Annotated in this window: 13 protein-coding genes and 1 pseudogene; 7 read left to right on the top strand and 7 right to left on the bottom strand. The window is 69.1% G+C overall.

The genetic code is table 11. From position 1 onward, the window contains the following. Positions 1 to 47 precede the first annotated feature (47 nt). Positions 48 to 1,016 (bottom strand): AraC family transcriptional regulator, encoded by a 969-nt coding sequence (locus tag OG729_RS12045; RefSeq protein ID WP_360871959.1) that lies wholly within the window; start codon positions 1,014 to 1,016, stop codon positions 48 to 50. Between the two features lie 117 nt (positions 1,017 to 1,133). Between OG729_RS12045 and OG729_RS12050 the strand changes: the two genes are divergently transcribed. The 5 genes from OG729_RS12050 to glgB all read left to right on the top strand — a co-directional run bounded on the left by OG729_RS12050 (position 1,134) and on the right by glgB (position 10,112). Then, positions 1,134 to 2,063, top strand: a complete 930-nt coding sequence (locus tag OG729_RS12050) for an NmrA family NAD(P)-binding protein (RefSeq protein WP_360871962.1) — start codon at positions 1,134 to 1,136, stop codon at positions 2,061 to 2,063. Between the two features lie 361 nt (positions 2,064 to 2,424). Then, on the top strand, positions 2,425 to 4,434 hold the full coding sequence (locus OG729_RS12055; RefSeq protein WP_405805946.1) for a maltotransferase domain-containing protein: 2,010 nt from the start codon (positions 2,425 to 2,427) through the stop codon (positions 4,432 to 4,434). Continuing rightward, positions 4,431 to 6,137: a maltose alpha-D-glucosyltransferase gene (gene treS / locus OG729_RS12060; RefSeq protein WP_360871968.1), complete on the top strand. Its 1,707-nt coding sequence runs from the start codon at positions 4,431 to 4,433 to the stop codon at positions 6,135 to 6,137. The genes OG729_RS12055 and treS overlap by 4 nt, the downstream gene beginning before the upstream one ends. Before the next feature lie 164 nt (positions 6,138 to 6,301). Further along, complete coding sequence (locus OG729_RS12065; RefSeq protein WP_405805948.1) at positions 6,302 to 7,690, top strand: maltokinase N-terminal cap-like domain-containing protein; 1,389 nt, start codon at positions 6,302 to 6,304, stop codon at positions 7,688 to 7,690. 28 nt (positions 7,691 to 7,718) lie between these two features. Then, a complete protein-coding gene (glgB, locus tag OG729_RS12070; protein ID WP_405805949.1) occupies positions 7,719 to 10,112 on the top strand; it encodes a 1,4-alpha-glucan branching enzyme in 2,394 nt (797 codons plus the stop codon). On the opposite strand, the gene OG729_RS12075 is transcribed toward glgB, so the two are convergent. Next, a complete protein-coding gene (locus OG729_RS12075) occupies positions 10,087 to 12,312 on the bottom strand; it encodes a HelD family protein (RefSeq protein ID WP_405811115.1) in 2,226 nt (741 codons plus the stop codon). The two genes, glgB and OG729_RS12075, sit on opposite strands and share 26 nt — an antisense overlap. 148 nt (positions 12,313 to 12,460) lie before the next feature. Here OG729_RS12075 and OG729_RS12080 point away from each other — a divergent pair. Beyond that, positions 12,461 to 12,997: pseudogene (locus OG729_RS12080) on the top strand (DUF6817 domain-containing protein); the annotation flags it as partial. Next, positions 12,992 to 13,507 carry a S1 RNA-binding domain-containing protein gene (locus OG729_RS12085; RefSeq protein ID WP_405811116.1) on the top strand — a complete coding sequence of 172 codons (516 nt, stop codon included), beginning with the start codon at positions 12,992 to 12,994 and terminating at the stop codon, positions 13,505 to 13,507. The pseudogene OG729_RS12080 and the gene OG729_RS12085, both read left to right, overlap by 6 nt. A gap of 337 nt (positions 13,508 to 13,844) precedes the next feature. Here the strand turns inward: OG729_RS12085 and OG729_RS12090 are convergent, their stop codons facing one another. The 5 genes from OG729_RS12090 to OG729_RS12110 form a co-directional block, all read right to left on the bottom strand. Further along, complete coding sequence (locus tag OG729_RS12090) at positions 13,845 to 14,057, bottom strand: DUF6253 family protein (protein WP_405805950.1); 213 nt, start codon at positions 14,055 to 14,057, stop codon at positions 13,845 to 13,847. After that, on the bottom strand, positions 14,054 to 14,863 hold the full coding sequence (locus OG729_RS12095; protein WP_360871979.1) for a maleate cis-trans isomerase: 810 nt from the start codon (positions 14,861 to 14,863) through the stop codon (positions 14,054 to 14,056). The genes OG729_RS12090 and OG729_RS12095 overlap by 4 nt, the downstream gene beginning before the upstream one ends. Before the next feature lie 61 nt (positions 14,864 to 14,924). Then, entirely contained in the window at positions 14,925 to 15,611 is a 687-nt protein-coding gene (locus OG729_RS12100) for a transglutaminase-like domain-containing protein (RefSeq protein ID WP_360871982.1), read from the bottom strand. Positions 15,612 to 15,637: 26 nt separating this feature from the next. Then, the gene (locus tag OG729_RS12105) at positions 15,638 to 16,792 is read right to left on the bottom strand and encodes an acyl-CoA dehydrogenase family protein (RefSeq protein WP_405805952.1); all 1,155 of its coding nucleotides are present in this window, start codon (positions 16,790 to 16,792) and stop codon (positions 15,638 to 15,640) included. A 78-nt stretch (positions 16,793 to 16,870) separates the two neighbouring features. Further along, positions 16,871 to 17,245: an ectoine synthase gene (locus OG729_RS12110; RefSeq protein ID WP_360871988.1), complete on the bottom strand. Its 375-nt coding sequence runs from the start codon at positions 17,243 to 17,245 to the stop codon at positions 16,871 to 16,873. Between the last annotated feature and the right edge of the window lie 18 nt (positions 17,246 to 17,263).

Here is a 17,263-nt window from a genome sequence, read left to right on the forward strand (position 1 = left end):
TCGCTCCAGCCATGGACGCTGGGCAATGAACGACCGTCCAGCGGTGATTAAGAACCGGCCAGTGATGCAGTTGAGGGGCTTCCCGTTCGGTACTCTCCCGGCGTCATGCCGTACCACTTGCGGAAGGCGAGGTGAAAGCCGACAGCGCTGTGGTACCCGACGCGCTCCGGCACCGCCGACTGGGGCAGCGTGGTTTCGGCCAGCAGCCGGGCCGCCTCCTGCATCCGACGGCCGGTCAGATGCCGGGCGGGCGCCTCGCCGACGAGCTCCCGGAAAGCGGCGGTGAACGCGGAGCGGGACATGCCGACCTCGCGGGCGAGCGACTCGATGGTCCAGGGCTCGGCGAACCGGGTGGCGATGATGACCATCGCCTTGCTGATGCCGGGATGGCGTAACACGGGCAGCGCTGAGGGGTTGCGGGCGAGTTCGCGCAGCAGCGGCCGCAGCGCGAGCACCAGTGCCATCTCGAAGGCGCGCAGTGTGATCAGCCGGTCGCCGGGTCCGACCGGGCGGTCGGTGGCGGCGAGCAGCCGCAGCGTGTCCCGCAGCAGCGGCTCCTTGTCCACCTGGGTGCGATCCAGCACCAGTGCCCAGGGCAGCGCCTGGTAGAGGCCGGTGGCCGCGGAGGCGTCGTAGTGCAGCCCCGCGCACAGCAGCCTGCTCTCGGGGCCCTCTCCGTCGATCCGGATCTCGCCCGAGGTGCCGGGGGCCCGCTCGGGCAGCACGGCGGCCAGGGCGAGGCCCCGGCGGTCGGGCCGGTCGGCGAGCCGGTGGGCGGTCCCGGTGGGGAATACGGCGAGGTCGCCCTCGTGCATCTCGATCGGGGGCTGGTCCTCGCCGGTGATCCAGCAGCCGCCCTGGGTGATGAAGTGGAGTACGGCGCAGCTCTGTTCTGCGTCGCCCTCGATGGCCCAGGGGGCGCGGACATGCCAGCGGCTGTCGAAGACCCCGGTGAGACGCAGGGGTTTGAGCAGCTCGCTGAGGAGATCCTCGCTTTCGCGCTCCGTCGGTTCCATGGACGATCCTTCAACCCCCGCCCCGGTTTGTTAATTGATCGGCCGAAGCCGCCGAAGCGAGCCTGGAAGAGCCGTTCACGGCAGCAGCCACACCCTATCGAAGGGCTCTTCAGACTCATGTCCGATCACAATCCGATGCGCGTAGCGGTCGTGGGGGCGACCGGCTTCCAGGGCGGTGCGACGGCCCGTCTGCTGGCGGAGCGGAACCACCGGGTACGCACGCTGAGCCGCAAACCAGAGGCGGACCGGCCGGAGCTCCCCGGCGTCTCGGTCGCGGGCGGCGACCTCGGGCGCTACGAGGACGTACGCCAGCTCTTCGAGGGGGCCACGCACGCGGCGGTGATGATGCCTCTGGTGTACCAGGCCGAGAAGGTCATGCGGTACGCCCAGCACATCGCGAAGGCGGCGCGCGAGGCGGGCGTGCGGCGGCTCGTCTACAACTCCAACACCCGTGTCCCGGACCGCACAACGAATGTGGCGGCCTTCGAGACGCGCCGCCTGGCGGAGACCGTGTTCCGCGAGAGCCTTGCGCAGAGCGGCGTGGAGTTGGTGGTGGTACGTCCGCCGATCTATCTGGACAACCTCTTCAGCCCGTGGAACGGCCCGGCCCTGGTGAACGAGGGCGTGCTCGCCTATCCGCTGCCCGCCGACGCGCCCACGGCGTGGATCTCCCACCTCGACCTGGCGGAGGCGGTCTATGCGGCGCTCACCGTGGACGGCGTGGCGGGCCGTACGTTCGACATCGGCGGCGCGCAGACACTGACGGGCGACGAGCTGGCGAAGGCGTTCGGCCAGGGTCTGGGCCGCGAGATCCGCTACGTCCATCTGGAGCCGGCCGTCTTCGAGCAGGGACTCGCACAGATCCTGGGCCGGGAGTCGGCGGCCGGGGTGGCGGGGATCTACCACTACATGGCGACGGGCCTGGAGCCGGGCCTGATGGCCGGCGACCAGGGGGAGTCGGCGGCGGCTCTGTCGCTGAAGCCGGCCGAGGTGGACGAGTGGGTGGCACGCCAGCCGTGGCAGATGTGGTCGGGTGAGCAGCCGTGAGCCGAACGAGGCCCGAGCCGAGCTGGGGCGCGTAGGAAGCAGAACCGGACCACTGGGACCGGCCTCGTCATCAGGACGCGGCCGGTCTCTCCGCGTCCCTCCTCTCTTGTGCGAGCACCTACGTCCTAGTAGTTAACAAAGCACCGGATTGCCCACCCGAAGACCGTGGGAAGGCTCATTCGGTACGGGGGCCACCGCACGCTTCTCAACATTCTTCCGCCCACCCGAGTGAACGCGGACAGGAGCGGCCATGCCCGCAGCCCGCCAGTCGTCGACTGAGCAGCTACAAAGAACCCACCAGCCCCACAAAAAGGAACAACCCGCTCAAACCGCCCTGCCCGCTCAGCCCTCAGGTGATCCCATGATCGGTCGCATCCCCGTCCTCGACGTCCGCCCTCAAGTCGACTGCGGCAGGAGGCCCGCGAAAGCCGTGGAAGGTGAGACCTTCCCGGTCACCGCCACCGTCTTCCGCGAAGGCCATGACGCGGTCGCCGCCAATGTCGTGCTGCGCGACCCTAGCGGGCACCCCGGGCCCTGGACCCCCATGCGCGAGCTCGCCCCCGGCACCGACCGGTGGGGCGCCGACGTCACCCCGGACGCCGAGGGGCGCTGGACTTACGCCGTCGAGGCGTGGAGCGACCCCGTCGCCACCTGGCGGCGGGGCGCCCAGATCAAAATCCCCGCCGGCATCGACACCGCTCTGGTCCTCGCCGAGGGCGCGGAGCTGTACGAGCGGGCCGCCGCCGACGTCCCCAAGCGCGACGGCCGGGAGGCCGTACTGGCCGCCGTCGACGCGCTGCGCGACGAGGATCGGTCCGCCGCCGCCCGGCTCGCCGCCGCCCTCGCCCCCGACGCCACCGCCGCCCTTACCCGCCACCCACTGCGCGAACTGGTCACGTGCTCCCGCCCGTTGACCGTGCAGGTCGAGCGCCGCCGGGCGCTCTTCGGCTCCTGGTACGAGCTCTTCCCGCGCTCCGAGGGCGCCGTCGTCGAGGAAGGCGCCCCGCCCGTCTCCGGCACCTTCCGCACCGCCGCCGAACGGCTGCCCGCCGTCGCCGCGATGGGCTTCGACGTCGTCTATCTGCCGCCCGTCCACCCCATCGGCACCACGTTCCGCAAGGGCCCGAACAACAGCCTCTCCCCGGCGGCCCATGACGTCGGCGTCCCCTGGGCCATCGGCTCCGCCGACGGCGGCCACGACGCGCTCCACCCCGACCTCGGCACGTTCGACGACTTCGACCACTTCGTCGAGACCGCGCGGGACCTGCGCATGGAGGTGGCCCTCGACTTCGCGCTGCAGTGCTCGCCGGACCACCCCTGGGTCGACAAGCACCCCGAGTGGTTCCACCACCGCGCCGACGGCACCATCGCGTACGCCGAGAACCCGCCAAAGAAGTACCAGGACATCTACCCGATCGCGTTCGACAAGGACATGCGCGGTCTGGTCAACGAGACCCTGCGGGTGCTGCGCTTCTGGATGGACCACGGTGTACGGATCTTCCGCGTCGACAACCCGCACACCAAGCCCGTCGTCTTCTGGGAGAAGGTGATCGCGGACATCAACCGCACCGACCCCGATGTGGTCTTTCTGGCCGAGGCATTCACCCGTCCGGCGATGATGCACACCCTGGGCGCGATCGGCTTTCAGCAGTCGTACACGTACTTCACCTGGCGTACCACCAAGCAGGAGCTGACCGACTACCTCACCGAGCTGTCCGGCGACGCCGCCTCGTACATGCGTCCCAATTTCTTTGTGAACACGCCCGACATCCTGCACGCCTACCTCCAGCACGGCGGCCGCCCGGCCTTCGAGGTGCGGGCCGTACTGGCCGCCACCATGTCGCCCTCCTGGGGTGTGTACGCGGGCTACGAACTGTGCGAAAACGCTCCCCTGCGGGACGGGAGCGAGGAGTATCTGAACTCGGAGAAGTACCAACTGCGACCGCGGGACTGGGAGTCGGCGGAGCGCGAGGGCCGCACCATCACGCCCCTGATCACCGCGCTCAACCGGATCAGGCGCCGCCACCCCGCTCTCCAGCAGCTGCGGGACATCCACTTCCATCACACCGACAACGAGGCGGTGATCGCGTATTCGAAATCCGCCGGGAGCCCTTCGGGGTCGAACACCGGCGACACCGTCATCGTGATTGCCAACCTCGACCCCCACCACACCCAGGAGGCCACGGTCTCGTTGGACATGCCGCACCTCGGCCTCGAATGGCACGAGAGTGCGCCGGTGCGCGACGAGCTCACCGGCGAGACCTATCACTGGGGCAGAGCCACCTATGTGCGCCTCGAGCCGGGTGTCACGCCCGCGCACATCGTCGTCCTGCGACCGTCCCCGCCGACCGGAGGGTCACCCACATCATGATCGTCAACGAGCCCGTCCACGACAAGTTCGAGGACACCCCCGCCAAGGACCGCGACCCCGACTGGTTCAAGCGGGCCGTGTTCTACGAAGTCCTGGTGCGGTCCTTCCAGGACAGCAACGGCGACGGCATCGGCGACCTCAAGGGCATCACCGCCAAACTTGACTATCTGCAGTGGCTGGGGGTCGATTGCCTCTGGCTGCCACCGTTCTTCAAGTCCCCTCTGCGGGACGGCGGTTACGACGTGTCCGACTACACCGCGGTCCTCCCCGACTTCGGCGACCTCGCCGACTTCGTGGAGTTCGTCGACGCCGCGCACCAGCGTGGCATGCGCGTCATCATCGACTTCGTCATGAACCACACCAGCGACCAGCACCCGTGGTTCCAGGAGTCCCGCAGCAACCCCGAAGGGCCGTACGGCGACTACTACGTCTGGGCGGACAACGACAAGCAGTTCCAGGACGCCCGGATCATCTTCGTGGACACCGAGACGTCCAACTGGACCTTCGACCCGGTACGCAAGCGGTACTACTGGCACCGCTTCTTCTCCCACCAGCCCGATCTCAACTACGAGAACCCCGCGGTGCAGGAGGAGATCATCTCGGCGCTGCGCTTCTGGCTGGACCTGGGCATCGACGGCTTCCGTCTCGACGCCGTGCCCTACCTGTACCAGGAGGAGGGCACCAACTGCGAGAACCTCCCCGCCACCCACTCCTTCCTCAGGCGGGTGCGCAAGGAGATCGACGCGCACTACCCCGACACCGTGCTGCTCGCCGAGGCCAACCAGTGGCCCGAGGACGTCGTCGACTACTTCGGCAGCTTTCCGGCCGGCGGCGACGAGTGCCACATGGCCTTTCACTTCCCTGTGATGCCCCGGATCTTCATGGCCGTACGGCGCGAGTCCCGCTACCCGGTCTCAGAAATCCTGTCCAAGACCCCGGCCATCCCGAAGAACTGCCAGTGGGGCATCTTCCTGCGCAACCACGACGAGCTCACGCTCGAAATGGTCACGGACGAAGAGCGCGACTACATGTACGCGGAGTACGCCAAGGACCCGCGCATGCGCGCCAACATCGGCATCCGCCGCCGGCTCGCGCCCCTGCTGGACAACGACCGCAACCAGATCGAGCTGTTCACGGCGCTGCTGCTGTCGCTGCCCGGATCGCCGATTCTCTATTACGGCGACGAGATCGGGATGGGCGACAACATCTGGCTCGGTGACCGGGACGCCGTGCGGACGCCGATGCAGTGGACCCCGGACCGGAACGCGGGCTTCTCCTCCTGCGACCCGGGCCGGCTCTACCTCCCCACGATCATGGATCCGGTCTACGGCTACCAGGTCACCAATGTGGAGGCGGCGATGGCGTCCCCGTCCTCGCTGCTGCACTGGACCCGGCGGATGATCGAGATCCGCAAGCAGAACCGCGCCTTCGGGCTCGGCTCGTACACGGAACTGCCCTCGTCGAACCCGGCGGTGCTCGCCTTCACCCGCGAGTACAAGGACGATCTCGTGCTCTGCGTGCATAACTTCTCCCGGTTCGCGCAGCCCACCGAGCTCGATCTGCGCGCCTTCGCCGAACGGCATCCGGTGGAGCTGATCGGCGGAGTCCGCTTCCCCGCCATCGGCCAGTGGCCTTATCTGCTGACGCTCGCCGGCCACGGCTTCTACTGGTTCCGGCTGAGGAAGGACGCCGGCGCCACATGATGCACGTGTAACGAGAGGTACCTCCCGCGGGGCGGTTTCCGCCGCCCCGCACCGGGCACTCTCCCCTTCATCCCCGCGCGCCGCCGGACAGCCACTGCTGTAATCCGGGACACTCTGCGCATACAGCGCCATTGGAGTGCATCTCGGGGAAAGGACGCGATGCCATGTCGGAGGCTGCATCCACCCGGACTCCCGTCGCTCTTCTCCCGTCACTCGCCCCACTCCTGCACAGCTGGCTGCCGAGGCAGCGGTGGTTCGCCGGCAAGGGGCACCCCGTCACCGGCTTCTCGCTCGTCTCCGCGACCGAGCTGCTGCCCCTGGACTCGGCGCCCGGTCCGGGACTGCTCCATCTGCTGCTGCGCGTCCAGCAGCCGGGGCTGCCCGCCCCCTCGGCGCAGGACTGCTACCAACTGCTCCTCGGCGTACGCACGACACTGCCGCCGCATCTCGCGCCCGCGCTGATCGGCCATCTCACCGAGGGTCCGCTGGCCGGGCGCACGGTCTACGAGGGCCTGCACGACCCGCGGCTGGCGGATCTGATCCTGGAGCGGCTGCGTACGCCGGGCGCGCTCGGGCCGCTGCGTTTCGACCGGTCCGAGGTGGCCCCGGCCATCCCCGGCGGCCTGGCCGCCCGCCCGCTGGAGGCCGAGCAGTCCAACTCCTCGCTGGTCTACGGCGATGCGTACATCCTCAAGCTCTTCCGCCGGGTGCAACCCGGCCCCAACCCCGATCTGGAGCTGCCGCTCGCGCTGGCCCGCGCCGGGTGCAGCCGGGTGCCCGCGCCCGTCGCCTGGTACGAGACCACCGCGCCCGAGCCGTACACCCTCGGGGTGCTGCAGCCCTTCCTGCGCGGCTCGCGGGACGGCTGGCTGCTCGCGCTGGACTCGCTGGCCGGCGGGCACTCGTTCGCCGACGAGGCCCGCGCACTCGGCCGGGTCACCGCCGAGGTGCACACCGCGCTCGCGGGCGAACTGCCCACGGTGATGCTGACCCGGCCGCAGACGGAGCACCTGGCGGCCGCGATGACCCAGCGTCTGGAGGCGGCCGCGCAGGCGGTGCCCGCCCTGCAGCCGTACGCACCCCGGCTGCGCGCGGCCTTCGACGCCATCGCCACGCTGGGCATGCGCGGCCGCTCCTGGCGGGCCCAGCGCGTCCACGGCGACCTCCATCTCGGGCAGACGCTGCGCGGCGGCGGCGCGCGGGGCGACGGCCACTGGTCGGTCATCGACTTCGAGGGCGAGCCCGCGCGCCCGCTCGGCGAGCGCCGCAGGCCGCAGCCCCCGGTGCGCGATGTCGCGGGCATGCTCCGTTCGTTCGACTACGCGGCGCGCACCCACCGCCCGTGGAACCCGGCCTGGGCCGAGCGCTGCCGTACGGCGTACTGCGAGGGCTATGCCGAGGCAGACGGCGCCGATCCACGCGCCGAGCCCGAACTGCTGCGCGCCTACGAGACGGACAAGGCCGTGTACGAGGTCGTCTACGAGGCCCGGCACCGCCCCGACTGGCTGCCGGTGCCGATGGCGGCGATCGACCGCCTCGCCGCCCTCACCTGAATCCCACTGCCCAAGGAGGCCGACCCCCGTGACCGCCCGACCCCCGTCCCGTAATTCCTCCGACCCCGATGGGCCCAAGCGGACGTCCGACACCGGGCCCGGCCGCCGGCAGAGCGCGGCGCCACGTCCGCGCACCGGGGCCAGCCATGGAGTGCGGGCCGCCCGCCCGCTCGCGGACGGGGACCGGGGGCGGCTGCTGGCCGGCTCCCACCACGATCCGCACGCCCTGCTGGGGGTGCACTCGGTGCGCGGCGGCATGGAGCTGCGCGTACTGCGTCCGTTCGCACGGTCGGTGACCATGCTGGCCAAGGGCCTGCGGGCCGAACTGCACGAGGACGGCGACGGGTTCTTCTCCGGGGTGCTGCCACTGCGCACCGCCCCGGAGTACCAGCTGCTTGTCGCCTACGACAGCGGCGAGACCTCGGACGAGGCGTCGGACGACGAGATCGGCGGCGACACGGACGACGCTTCGGACGGGACCCGGGCCCGGATCGAGATCGAGGTGCAGGATCCGTACCGCTTCCTGCCCTCGCTCGGGGAGCTCGATCTGCATCTGATCGGCGAGGGGCGGCACGAGGAGCTGTGGCGGGCGCTGGGCGCGCACCCGATGACGCACCAGGGCGTGACCGGCACCCGCTTCACGGTGTGGGCACCCAACGCCCAAGGGGTGCGGGTGGTGGGCGACTTCAACTACTGGGACGGCACCGGGTATCCGATGCGCTCGCTCGGCTCGTCGGGCGTGTGGGAGCTGTTCCTGCCGGGGGTCGGCGAGGGCGCGCTCTACAAGTTCGACATCACCCGGCCGGACGGCTCGCACACCCTGCGCGCCGACCCGATGGCCCGGCGCACCGAGGTGCCGCCCGCCAACGCCTCGATCGTGACGGAGTCCCACCATGTGTGGCACGACGAGGAGTGGCTGGCACACCGCGCCGACCGGCCGGTCCACGAGTCCCCCCTCTCCGTGTACGAGGTGCATCTGGGCTCCTGGCGCCCCGGACTCACCTACCGCCAGCTCGCCGTCCAACTACCCGCGTACGTCAAGGACTTGGGCTTCACCCACGTGGAGCTGATGCCGGTCGCCGAGCACCCCTTCGGCGGCTCCTGGGGCTATCAGGTCACCGGCTTCTACGCCCCCACCGCCCGGATGGGCACCCCCGACGACTTCCGCCATCTGGTGGATGCCCTGCACCGGGCGGGCATCGGCGTGATCGTGGACTGGGTGCCGGCGCACTTCCCGAAGGACGACTGGGCGCTGGCGCAGTTCGACGGCCGCCCGCTGTACGAGCACGCGGACCCGGCGCGGGCCGCGCACCCCGACTGGGGCACGCTCGAGTTCGACTACGGCCGCAAGGAGGTGCGCAACTTCCTGGTCGCCAACGCCGTGTACTGGTGCGAGGAGTTCCACATCGACGGGCTGCGCGTCGACGCCGTCGCATCGATGCTCTACCTCGACTACTCCCGCGAGCATGGCGAATGGACGCCGAATGAGCACGGCGGGCGGGAGAACCTGGACGCGGTCGGTTTTTTGCAGGAGATGAACGCCACGGTCTACCGGCGCTGCCCCGGCGTCGTCACCGTCGCCGAGGAGTCCACGGCCTGGGACGGGGTCACGCGCGCCACCCACCATGTGGGCCCGGGCGGCTTCGGCGGTCTCGGCTTCGGCCTGAAGTGGAACATGGGCTGGATGCACGACTCGCTGGGCTATGTCGCGCACGAGCCGGTGCACCGCAAGTTCCACCACAACGAGATGACCTTCTCGATGGTGTACGCGTACAGCGAGAACTATGTGCTGCCGATCTCGCACGACGAGGTGGTGCACGGCAAACAGGCGCTGGTGAGCAAGATGCCCGGCGACTGGTGGCAGCAGCGCGCCAACCATCGCGCGTATCTGGGCTTCATGTGGGCCCATCCGGGCAAGCAACTGCTCTTCATGGGACAGGAGTTCGCACAGGGCGCGGAGTGGTCGGAGGGCCACGGCCCCGACTGGTGGCTGCTCGACCCGTCGTACGCGGCGGAGGCGGACCACCGGGGTGTACGGGACCTGATCCGCGAGCTGAACACGGTGTACGCGGCGACCCCCGCGCTCTGGCAGCGTGACACCGTCCCCGAGGGCTTCGCCTGGGTGGTGGGCGACGCCGCCGAGGACAATGTCTTCGCCTTCCTGCGCCATGCCGCGGACGGCTCCCCGCTGCTGGCCGTGAGCAACTTCTCGCCGGTAGTGCGCCATGAGTACCGCCTGGGCGTGCCGGACGCGGCTCAGGCGTGGACGGAGGTCCTCAACACGGACGAGGCCCGCTACGGCGGCGGCGACGTGCTCAACCCGGACCCGCTGAAGCCCGAGTCGGTCGCGTCGCACGGCCGCCCCGGGAGCATCCAGCTGACGCTGCCGCCGCTGGCTACGGTGTGGCTGCGGCCGGTCTGATGACCCCGAGTCGCTGGGTGGCCCGGGTGAGCGCCACATAGAGGTCGTTGGCGCTCATCCGGTCGGGGTCGACGACGAGGACGGTGTCGAACTCGAGGCCCTTCGCCTGGCGGGGGTCGATGAGCACGACGGGCCGGGACAGATCCAGCGGTCCGTCGTTCGCTTCCAGCCCGGCGAGTTCGGCGTGCCGCTCGCGCGGGGCGATCACCGCGAGCCTGCCCTCCTCGGGGGTCTCCTCGGCGGCGAGCCGGGCCACCTCGCCGAGCGGCAGGGTGCGCTCCCAGGGCGGTACCCCCGTCGAGCGGATGGAGCGCGGCGGCTCGAAGGCGGGGTCGGTGACCCGGCGCCGCTGGGATGCGTACTCCATGATCTCGGCAGGTGTGCGGTAGTTGACGCCGAGCCGGGCCAGCTCCCAGCGGTCCTGGACGTACGGGGCGAGGATCTCCTGCCAGGAGTCGCAGCCGGCCAGGTCCCCGGTCTGCGCCGGGTCGCCGACGAGGGTCATCGAGCGGGTCGGACTGCGCCGCATCAGCAGCCGCCAGGCCATGGCCGACAGTTCCTGCGCCTCGTCGACGATGATGTGCCCGAAGGCCCACGTCCGGTCGTCGGCGGCGCGCTCGGCGGCGCTGCGGTGGTCGGCCTCCTCGTGCCGCTCGGCCATACGCTCGGCGTCGATGACGTCGTGCGCGGCGAGGACCTCGGAGGCGTCTTCGTCGATGTCCTGCTTGTCCTCGAACTCGTAGGTACGGGAGGCGTACGAGACGTCGAGAACGCCCTGTGCGTAGGCGATCTGCCGGGCCCGCTCGGCCTCGGCGGCGGCCAGGGCGGCGGAGTTGTCCTCGCCGAGGAGCTCGGCGGCCTCGTCGAGGAGGGGCACGTCGGCGGGGGTCCACGCGGTGCCGGTGCGCGCGGTAGCGGTGCGCGGGGTGCTGGTGCGCCGGATCAACTCCGCATCGTCTTCCGGCAGATGGGCCGGATTCTCCAGGTACTCGGCGAGGAACCCCTCCGGGGTGAGCGGGGGCCAGAGAGACGCGATGGCGGAATGCACCTCGGCGCTGGCGGCGATGCCCTTGCCGAGCTGGGCGATGTCGTCGGGGCCGAGGAAGTTGGGGCCGCCGTACGGGTCGGCGCCGATCCGGTCGGCGAGCTGGGTGGTCAGGTCGTCGATGATCCGGAAGACGAAGTGCGGCCGGGCCAGGTTGTGCGGCAGACCGGTCTCACGGGCCTTGTGCCGGGCCTCGACGGCCATGTCCCAGTCGAGCAGCAGATCCCCGTCGTCGTGCCGGATGACGATCGGCGCATCCTTCTCGGGCACCTGCTGCCGTTCCCGTACGGCCTCGGCCAGCACGCCGGCCATGTCCGCCCGGCCCTTGACGGCCGCGGCCGCGGGACTGTCCGTGCCCGTGGCCGTGACGCCGGGGAACAGTTCGCCGACCGTGGCCAGCAGCACGCCCGTCTCACCGAGCGAGGGCAGCACCTCGCCGATGTAGCCGAGGAAGACCGGATTGGGCCCGACGATCAGCACGGCGCGCTTGGCCAGTTGCTCGCGGTACGCGTACAGCAGATACGCGGCCCGGTGCAGAGCGACCGCGGTCTTCCCGGTCCCCGGCCCGCCCTCGACGACGAGCACGCCGCGCTGCGGGGCGCGGATGATGTGGTCCTGCTCGGCCTGGATGGTCGACACGATGTCGCCCATGCGGCCGGTACGGGCGCTGTTCAGTGCGGCGAGCAGCACCTCGTCGGCGTCGTGCGACTCGTATCCGGTGCGGGTGGTGTCGGCGAGATCCATGATCTCGTCGTGCAGGGCGGTGACGGTGCGCCCCTGGGTGGTGATGTGCCTGCGGCGGCGCAGCCCCATCGGTTCATATCCGGTCGCGAGATAAAACGGCCGCGCGACGGGAGCCCGCCAGTCGATCAGCAACGGAGTCCGTTCGGCATCGTCCCGCCGGATTCCCGTGCGCCCGATGTGGTACGTGACTCCGTCACGCCGGTCGATCCGCCCGAAACAGAGCCCGGCATCGGCGGCATTCAGCGTGGCGAGCGATGCGGAGTGCTCGAGCACGCCGACATCGCGTTCCACACGCGCCTGACGACCCGTGCTGACCTGCGCGATCGTGGCGTTCATGGCGGCTTCGGCCTCGGCCCTGAGCTGGTCGAGCCGCTCGTGGGCGAGCGAGACGAATTGTTGTTCCTGCCGCATTTCCCCGGTTGACAATTCAGCTCCTGACGCGATACAGTGCCTTTATTGAACTTCTCTGTGTTCTTTAGCGCATGCGAACACTCAAACACCAAATATACCCAGAGAAAGACCCCGGCCGTCAATTCGGTTCCGGGGTATTTTTGTGTTCGTGGACATATCGGGGAGCACAACAGAAGCAACCGCACTGCTGCGCAGCCGCGGCGCCGGAGACCTGGACCACCCCGGCGGCACACTGCTCGCCCACCTGGACCGGGTCCGGCAGCGCCTGTCGGAGTGGGGCGCCCGCCCGGAACTCCAACTGGCCGGCCTGTGCCATGCGTTCTACGGCACGGACGGCTTCGCGACCGGGCTGCTGCCACTGGAGAGGCGGGCCGAGCTGGCGGCGGTGATCGGCACGGAGGCGGAGGCACTCGTGTACTTCTACGCGAGCTGCGACCGGTCGGCTTCGTACGCAACGCTCGCGGACGCCGACGCGGCCTTCCGCGACCGCTTCACGGGAGTGACGTACACGCCGAGTCTTGCTCAGCGGCAGGACTTCGCCGAACTGACGGCGGTCAATGAACTCGACCTGGCCCGGGGCGACGCTGCGTTCCGGGCGCGGTGGGGCGGGGAGCTGCTGCGGCTGTTCACGAGGTGGCGCGGGCTGCTGAGCGAGGCGGCGTGGGCGGACGTACGCGAGGTGCTCACCCTGCGGGACGGTGAACGGCTCGATTTTCTCCAGGGCCTTGAGCGGGGCCAGGTCGTCGCCGGCGTGGTCTCCCACATCGCGAGCTTCGGTGTCACCTTCGTGGAACTGGGCGGCGTAGAGGCGCAGATGAACATTCCCGAGGTGTCCTGGAGCCCCGTCGACTCACCGGCCGACGTGATCCGCGAGGGAGAGGAGCTGCCCTTCACGGTCCTGGGCGTCGACATGTCACGCGAGAGGGTCTCGCTCTCGCTCAAGGACCTGACGCCCGACCCGATGCGGGAGTTGGCGCGTACGCGGCTCGGAGACGTCGTGCCGGGCCGGGTGACCAAGGTGATGGAGTGGGGAGCTTTCGTAGAAGTGCAGGAGGGCATCGTGGGCCTGGTCCCGCACGACGATCTCGCGGGCAGCGAGCTGCGGCCCGGCGACGAGGTCGACGTCGAAATCGCCGCGATCAACGTCCACTTGCGCCAGGTTCGCCTCGGGCTCTCTACGCGGCCGGCACGCTGACCACGTCATCGGCTTGGGGTTGGGTGAATGCCCCGAGCCAGTATGCCCAGTAGCTGAGATTCGCCGTCTCTCCGTCGTCGTCACCGGCCATGGACCGCTCGATGAAGTCGAGGAGTGGTTGGGGATCACCCAGCCGCGCGATAGCCGTTGCAGTTGAGCGGGCTTCCGCCGATTGCGGTGACCATCCACGGACCGGGCCGCGGGCGAGGCCGACTGGATTTCGCAGAGCGGAACGTCTCGCCCGTGGGCGGCAGCCCGCCACAGCTCGTACGGTCAATTCCGTCCGAGCTCGGCGGGCCACCCCGCCCATCTCTCTGCGGCCGCCAACCGCGGCGCCTCATCGGCCGCGCCGGGGCCCTTCGAACTCCGAAGCCATCGCGTAGCGGCGGAATTCCGGCACCTGGTCGGCACGGCGCAGCGAACCCCGATACAGGACCATCCCGTACATCGAGCTGCCGTCGTCGCGCCAGTACACCAGGGGAATGCGGTAGGTATCTCCCTCGGCGGTGGCGAAGTCCGCCACATGACCGTCAGGCGGCAGCAGGCTCATGCCTCTCGGTCCGTGGGCGCGACGGAGAACAGGCTGCCGTAGTCCGTGATCCCGCGTGCCACCTCGCCGGCGGCGGCCAGGTGCAGTGCATGCCAGAACAGCACCTGATTGGCCGTCAGTACGGCGAAGTCCAGTTCCTTCTCCAGAGAGTTGATGACACCCACTGCCCGGATACCGTTCCCCGCGACCAGCACCGCGTCCGGCCGGTGCCCTGCCACCGTAGTACGGATCCAGTCCGACAGCGCCTCGGGCGTGATCAGCTTCTGGTTGCTCGGCAGGCCGCACGGCCCGTGATGGACGACCGTGAAGCCCTGTTCGGTGAAGTAGTCGGAGCCCAGACCTGACAGCTTGTCGTCGAACCACGGCGGATTGACGATCGCCACCCGTTGCGCGCCGAGCGCGGTGAAGCCCGCGACGGCCGCCTTGGTGGTGCCGGTGACCGGCAGTCCCCGTGTGTACTGCGACAGCCGCCCGAAGAGTTCCTTCTCCCCGCTTGCTCCCAGCACGTACGCGGAGCTGGTGAAGCCGAGCGCGATCACATCGAGCGGGGACGCGGCGAGCAGTTCCACCGCGTTGTCGATGTGCGGCGGCTCGACGAACGCCTGCACCGGGTCGTGCGGGATCTTCGGGTCCATCTCGCCGCCGGCCCGCATTGCCCCGAAGTGCACACGCGAGCCGTGGATGAAGACGTCGTGCGGTGCGATCGCCTGGAACTCCGACTCCGGGCCGACGTCCGCGTGCGGCACGACCACGCCCACGCGGGCCCGCGCCTCCCAACCGTCCTTTTCCGACTGCAAGTTGCTCATCGCTGTTTCTCCTTTCATGGAAACCCGTGGAAGCCGCGGGAACTCGTGGAAGCGGACGTGCTCAGGGCGTTGCTTCGGCAGTCAGTGAGCCGCCGCGTACCGTGCCCGTGCCGCTGCTGTCCAGGAAGTTCGGGTGCTTGCGCGTCATGTTCGACATCACGAACTCGTAGGGGACGTCGTCAAAACCCCCGTGGTCGACCAGAAACTCCATGCTTTTGCGCCCCTGGTCGTCGAAGGGGTGGTGCAGACTGTCGGCCGTGCCGTCGAATTCCAGCGGTTTCATCCCGTACAAGCGGCACAGAATGTTGTTGAAGACCGGTGTCGCCTTCACCCACTTCCCGTCCAGATATACGGAGTTAAGGCCGTGGAAGAAGACGTCACCGCCGATGTGCTGCCGCAGCCGGTCGGAGGCGAGATGATTGCGTACGTCGCCGTAGTGGACCCTCGCCGGGATGCCCACCGCCCGGCAACTTGCCGCGAACAACACCGACTTGTGCAGGCAGAAACCCTGCTGCACAGAGGCGGTGTGGCTCGCCTTCAGGCCGTCGCGGGATAGGTCGGCTCCGTACACCTCGTAGAAGATGTCGTCGCGGACTGCGTAGTACAGCTCGACGGCCAGCTGGCGCTTGTCGGCGGCACGGTCCTTCACTGCGCCGCCGACAAAGCCCTGCACCGCCTCGGTCTCGTAGTCCAGGAAGGCTGTGGGAGCGGTGAGCTGCTCGAATTCGTCGACCGTGATCGCGTTCATGGGTTGCCCTTTCGTCAGCCCCTGCCTCACAGGCCCAGGAGAGAGGCGATGCGGTTGCGCTGGATCTCGCTGGTGCCGGAGTAGATGGTGCCGCCGACCGCGTTGCGCACCTCCTGCTCGATTCCGGTGCTGGTCAGATAGCCCTTGCCGCCGAAGATCTGGACGGCGTCGAGGGCCGTACGCGTATTGGCCTCGCTGACAACGGTCTTGGTGGCGGCGATGTCGATCGCGGCGTCCTCGCCGGACTCCACCTTGGCACCCGTGTCGGCGAGCCACTTGCGGGCGGTCTCCACGGCGATCTTCATGTCGGCGATCTTGTGCGAGACGCCCTGGAACGCGCCGATGGGTTGGCTGAACTGGTGTCGCGACTTCGCGTACTGGACCACGCGCTCCAGGCGGTGGGTCATCTCGCCGAGCGTGATGGAGAAGGAGAACAGGATCTCCCGCTTCATCACGTGGTCGAGGATCAGGAAGCCGGCGCCCTCCTGGCCGATGCGGCGCTCGGCCGGTACGCGCAGTCCGTCGAAGGTGACCTCGCTCAGTGGAGAGGTGCGCAGGCCCATTTTGCCCAGCGGCTCGCCGACCCGGAGGCCGGGGGCGTCCCGCTCGACGAGAAAGACGCTCAGGCCGAACGGTCCGGCTGTCCCTGTGCGTACGTACAGCATGAACAGATCGGCGATCGGCGCATTGGTGATGAACATCTTCCCGCCGTCGATGACGTAGTTGTCGCCGTCCCGCTTCGCGGTGGTGGTGATGTTCATGGCGTCCGAGCCGTTGCCGGGCTCGGTGATGGCGTGCGCAGTGATCGACTCACCCGAGACGATCTTCGGCAGGAACCGCGACTTGAGCTCCGGCTTGGCAAAAGCCTGCATCGGGACGCCGACGCTGACGATCTGAGTGGAGGTGGAGAAGCTGAGACCTGCATCGCGGCACGTGTGGCCGAGTCCCTCCAAGGCGCGCATCGTCTCAGTCAGGGTGTGGGCACGGCCGCCGTACCGCTCCTCGAAGGGGACGGCGAGAATTCCCGAGCGCTGGATCGTTTTCCATTTCTCCCAGGGGAATTCGGCGCGCGCGTCCCATTCCGCGAAATCGCGGTTGAGTTCGTCGGCCCAGGGAACGGAGATCTCGTAGGGGTCCGATACAGAATCGGTGGACTGCGGTGCGGACTGTGCGGATGTCATGTGTAACCAGACCTTCCGGTACGTCGCTTGACGGGGCCCGGGGCCGCCCCTTGCGGTGCGGCCCCGGATTCACTCTGCTCAGTACTGGGAGAACCCGTCGGCGGACAGCGTGTGCTTTTCGTCTCCGCGCAGCGCCGGGCTGAACACGGATATCAGTACGAGATCCTCATAGTTGGAGGCTATGAGGTAGTGGGCGTCGTTTTGGTTGAGGGCGTAGATGGTGCCCGCGGATATCTTGTAACGCGTGCCGTCAGTGGTGACGACCTCGCCCGAGCCTCCCGTGCAGTAGCAGGCCTCCAGGTGACTCCGGTACTGCAACGGGCTGGTGCTGCCCTTGCGGACCACGGTCTCGCACACCGTGAAGCCCATGCCGTCGGCCTCGGTCAGGAGGCGGTGGCTGGTGCCGTTGCCCCACTCGACGGGGGAGATCTCGTCAGTGCTGCGGACAATCATGGGTGTCTCCTACAGATT

The organism is Streptomyces sp. NBC_00210, from assembly GCF_045160975.1.
Lineage (GTDB): Bacteria > Actinomycetota > Actinomycetes > Streptomycetales > Streptomycetaceae > Streptomyces.

Excerpts from the sequence above, each read along its gene's own strand:
- OG729_RS12105 (WP_405805952.1), bottom strand. The coding sequence starts at position 16,792 with ATGACATCCGCACAGTCCGCACCGCAGTCCACCGATTCTGTATCGGAC.
- treS (WP_360871968.1), top strand. The coding sequence starts at position 4,431 with ATGATCGTCAACGAGCCCGTCCACGACAAGTTCGAGGACACCCCCGCC.
- OG729_RS12090 (WP_405805950.1), bottom strand. The coding sequence starts at position 14,057 with ATGAGCCTGCTGCCGCCTGACGGTCATGTGGCGGACTTCGCCACCGCC.
- OG729_RS12055 (WP_405805946.1), top strand. The coding sequence starts at position 2,425 with ATGATCGGTCGCATCCCCGTCCTCGACGTCCGCCCTCAAGTCGACTGC.
- OG729_RS12045 (WP_360871959.1), bottom strand. The coding sequence starts at position 1,016 with ATGGAACCGACGGAGCGCGAAAGCGAGGATCTCCTCAGCGAGCTGCTC.
- OG729_RS12100 (WP_360871982.1), bottom strand. The coding sequence starts at position 15,611 with ATGAACGCGATCACGGTCGACGAATTCGAGCAGCTCACCGCTCCCACA.
- OG729_RS12075 (WP_405811115.1), bottom strand. The coding sequence starts at position 12,312 with ATGCGGCAGGAACAACAATTCGTCTCGCTCGCCCACGAGCGGCTCGAC.
- OG729_RS12095 (WP_360871979.1), bottom strand. The coding sequence starts at position 14,863 with ATGAGCAACTTGCAGTCGGAAAAGGACGGTTGGGAGGCGCGGGCCCGC.
- OG729_RS12050 (WP_360871962.1), top strand. The coding sequence starts at position 1,134 with ATGTCCGATCACAATCCGATGCGCGTAGCGGTCGTGGGGGCGACCGGC.
- OG729_RS12110 (WP_360871988.1), bottom strand. The coding sequence starts at position 17,245 with ATGATTGTCCGCAGCACTGACGAGATCTCCCCCGTCGAGTGGGGCAAC.
- OG729_RS12065 (WP_405805948.1), top strand. The coding sequence starts at position 6,302 with ATGTCGGAGGCTGCATCCACCCGGACTCCCGTCGCTCTTCTCCCGTCA.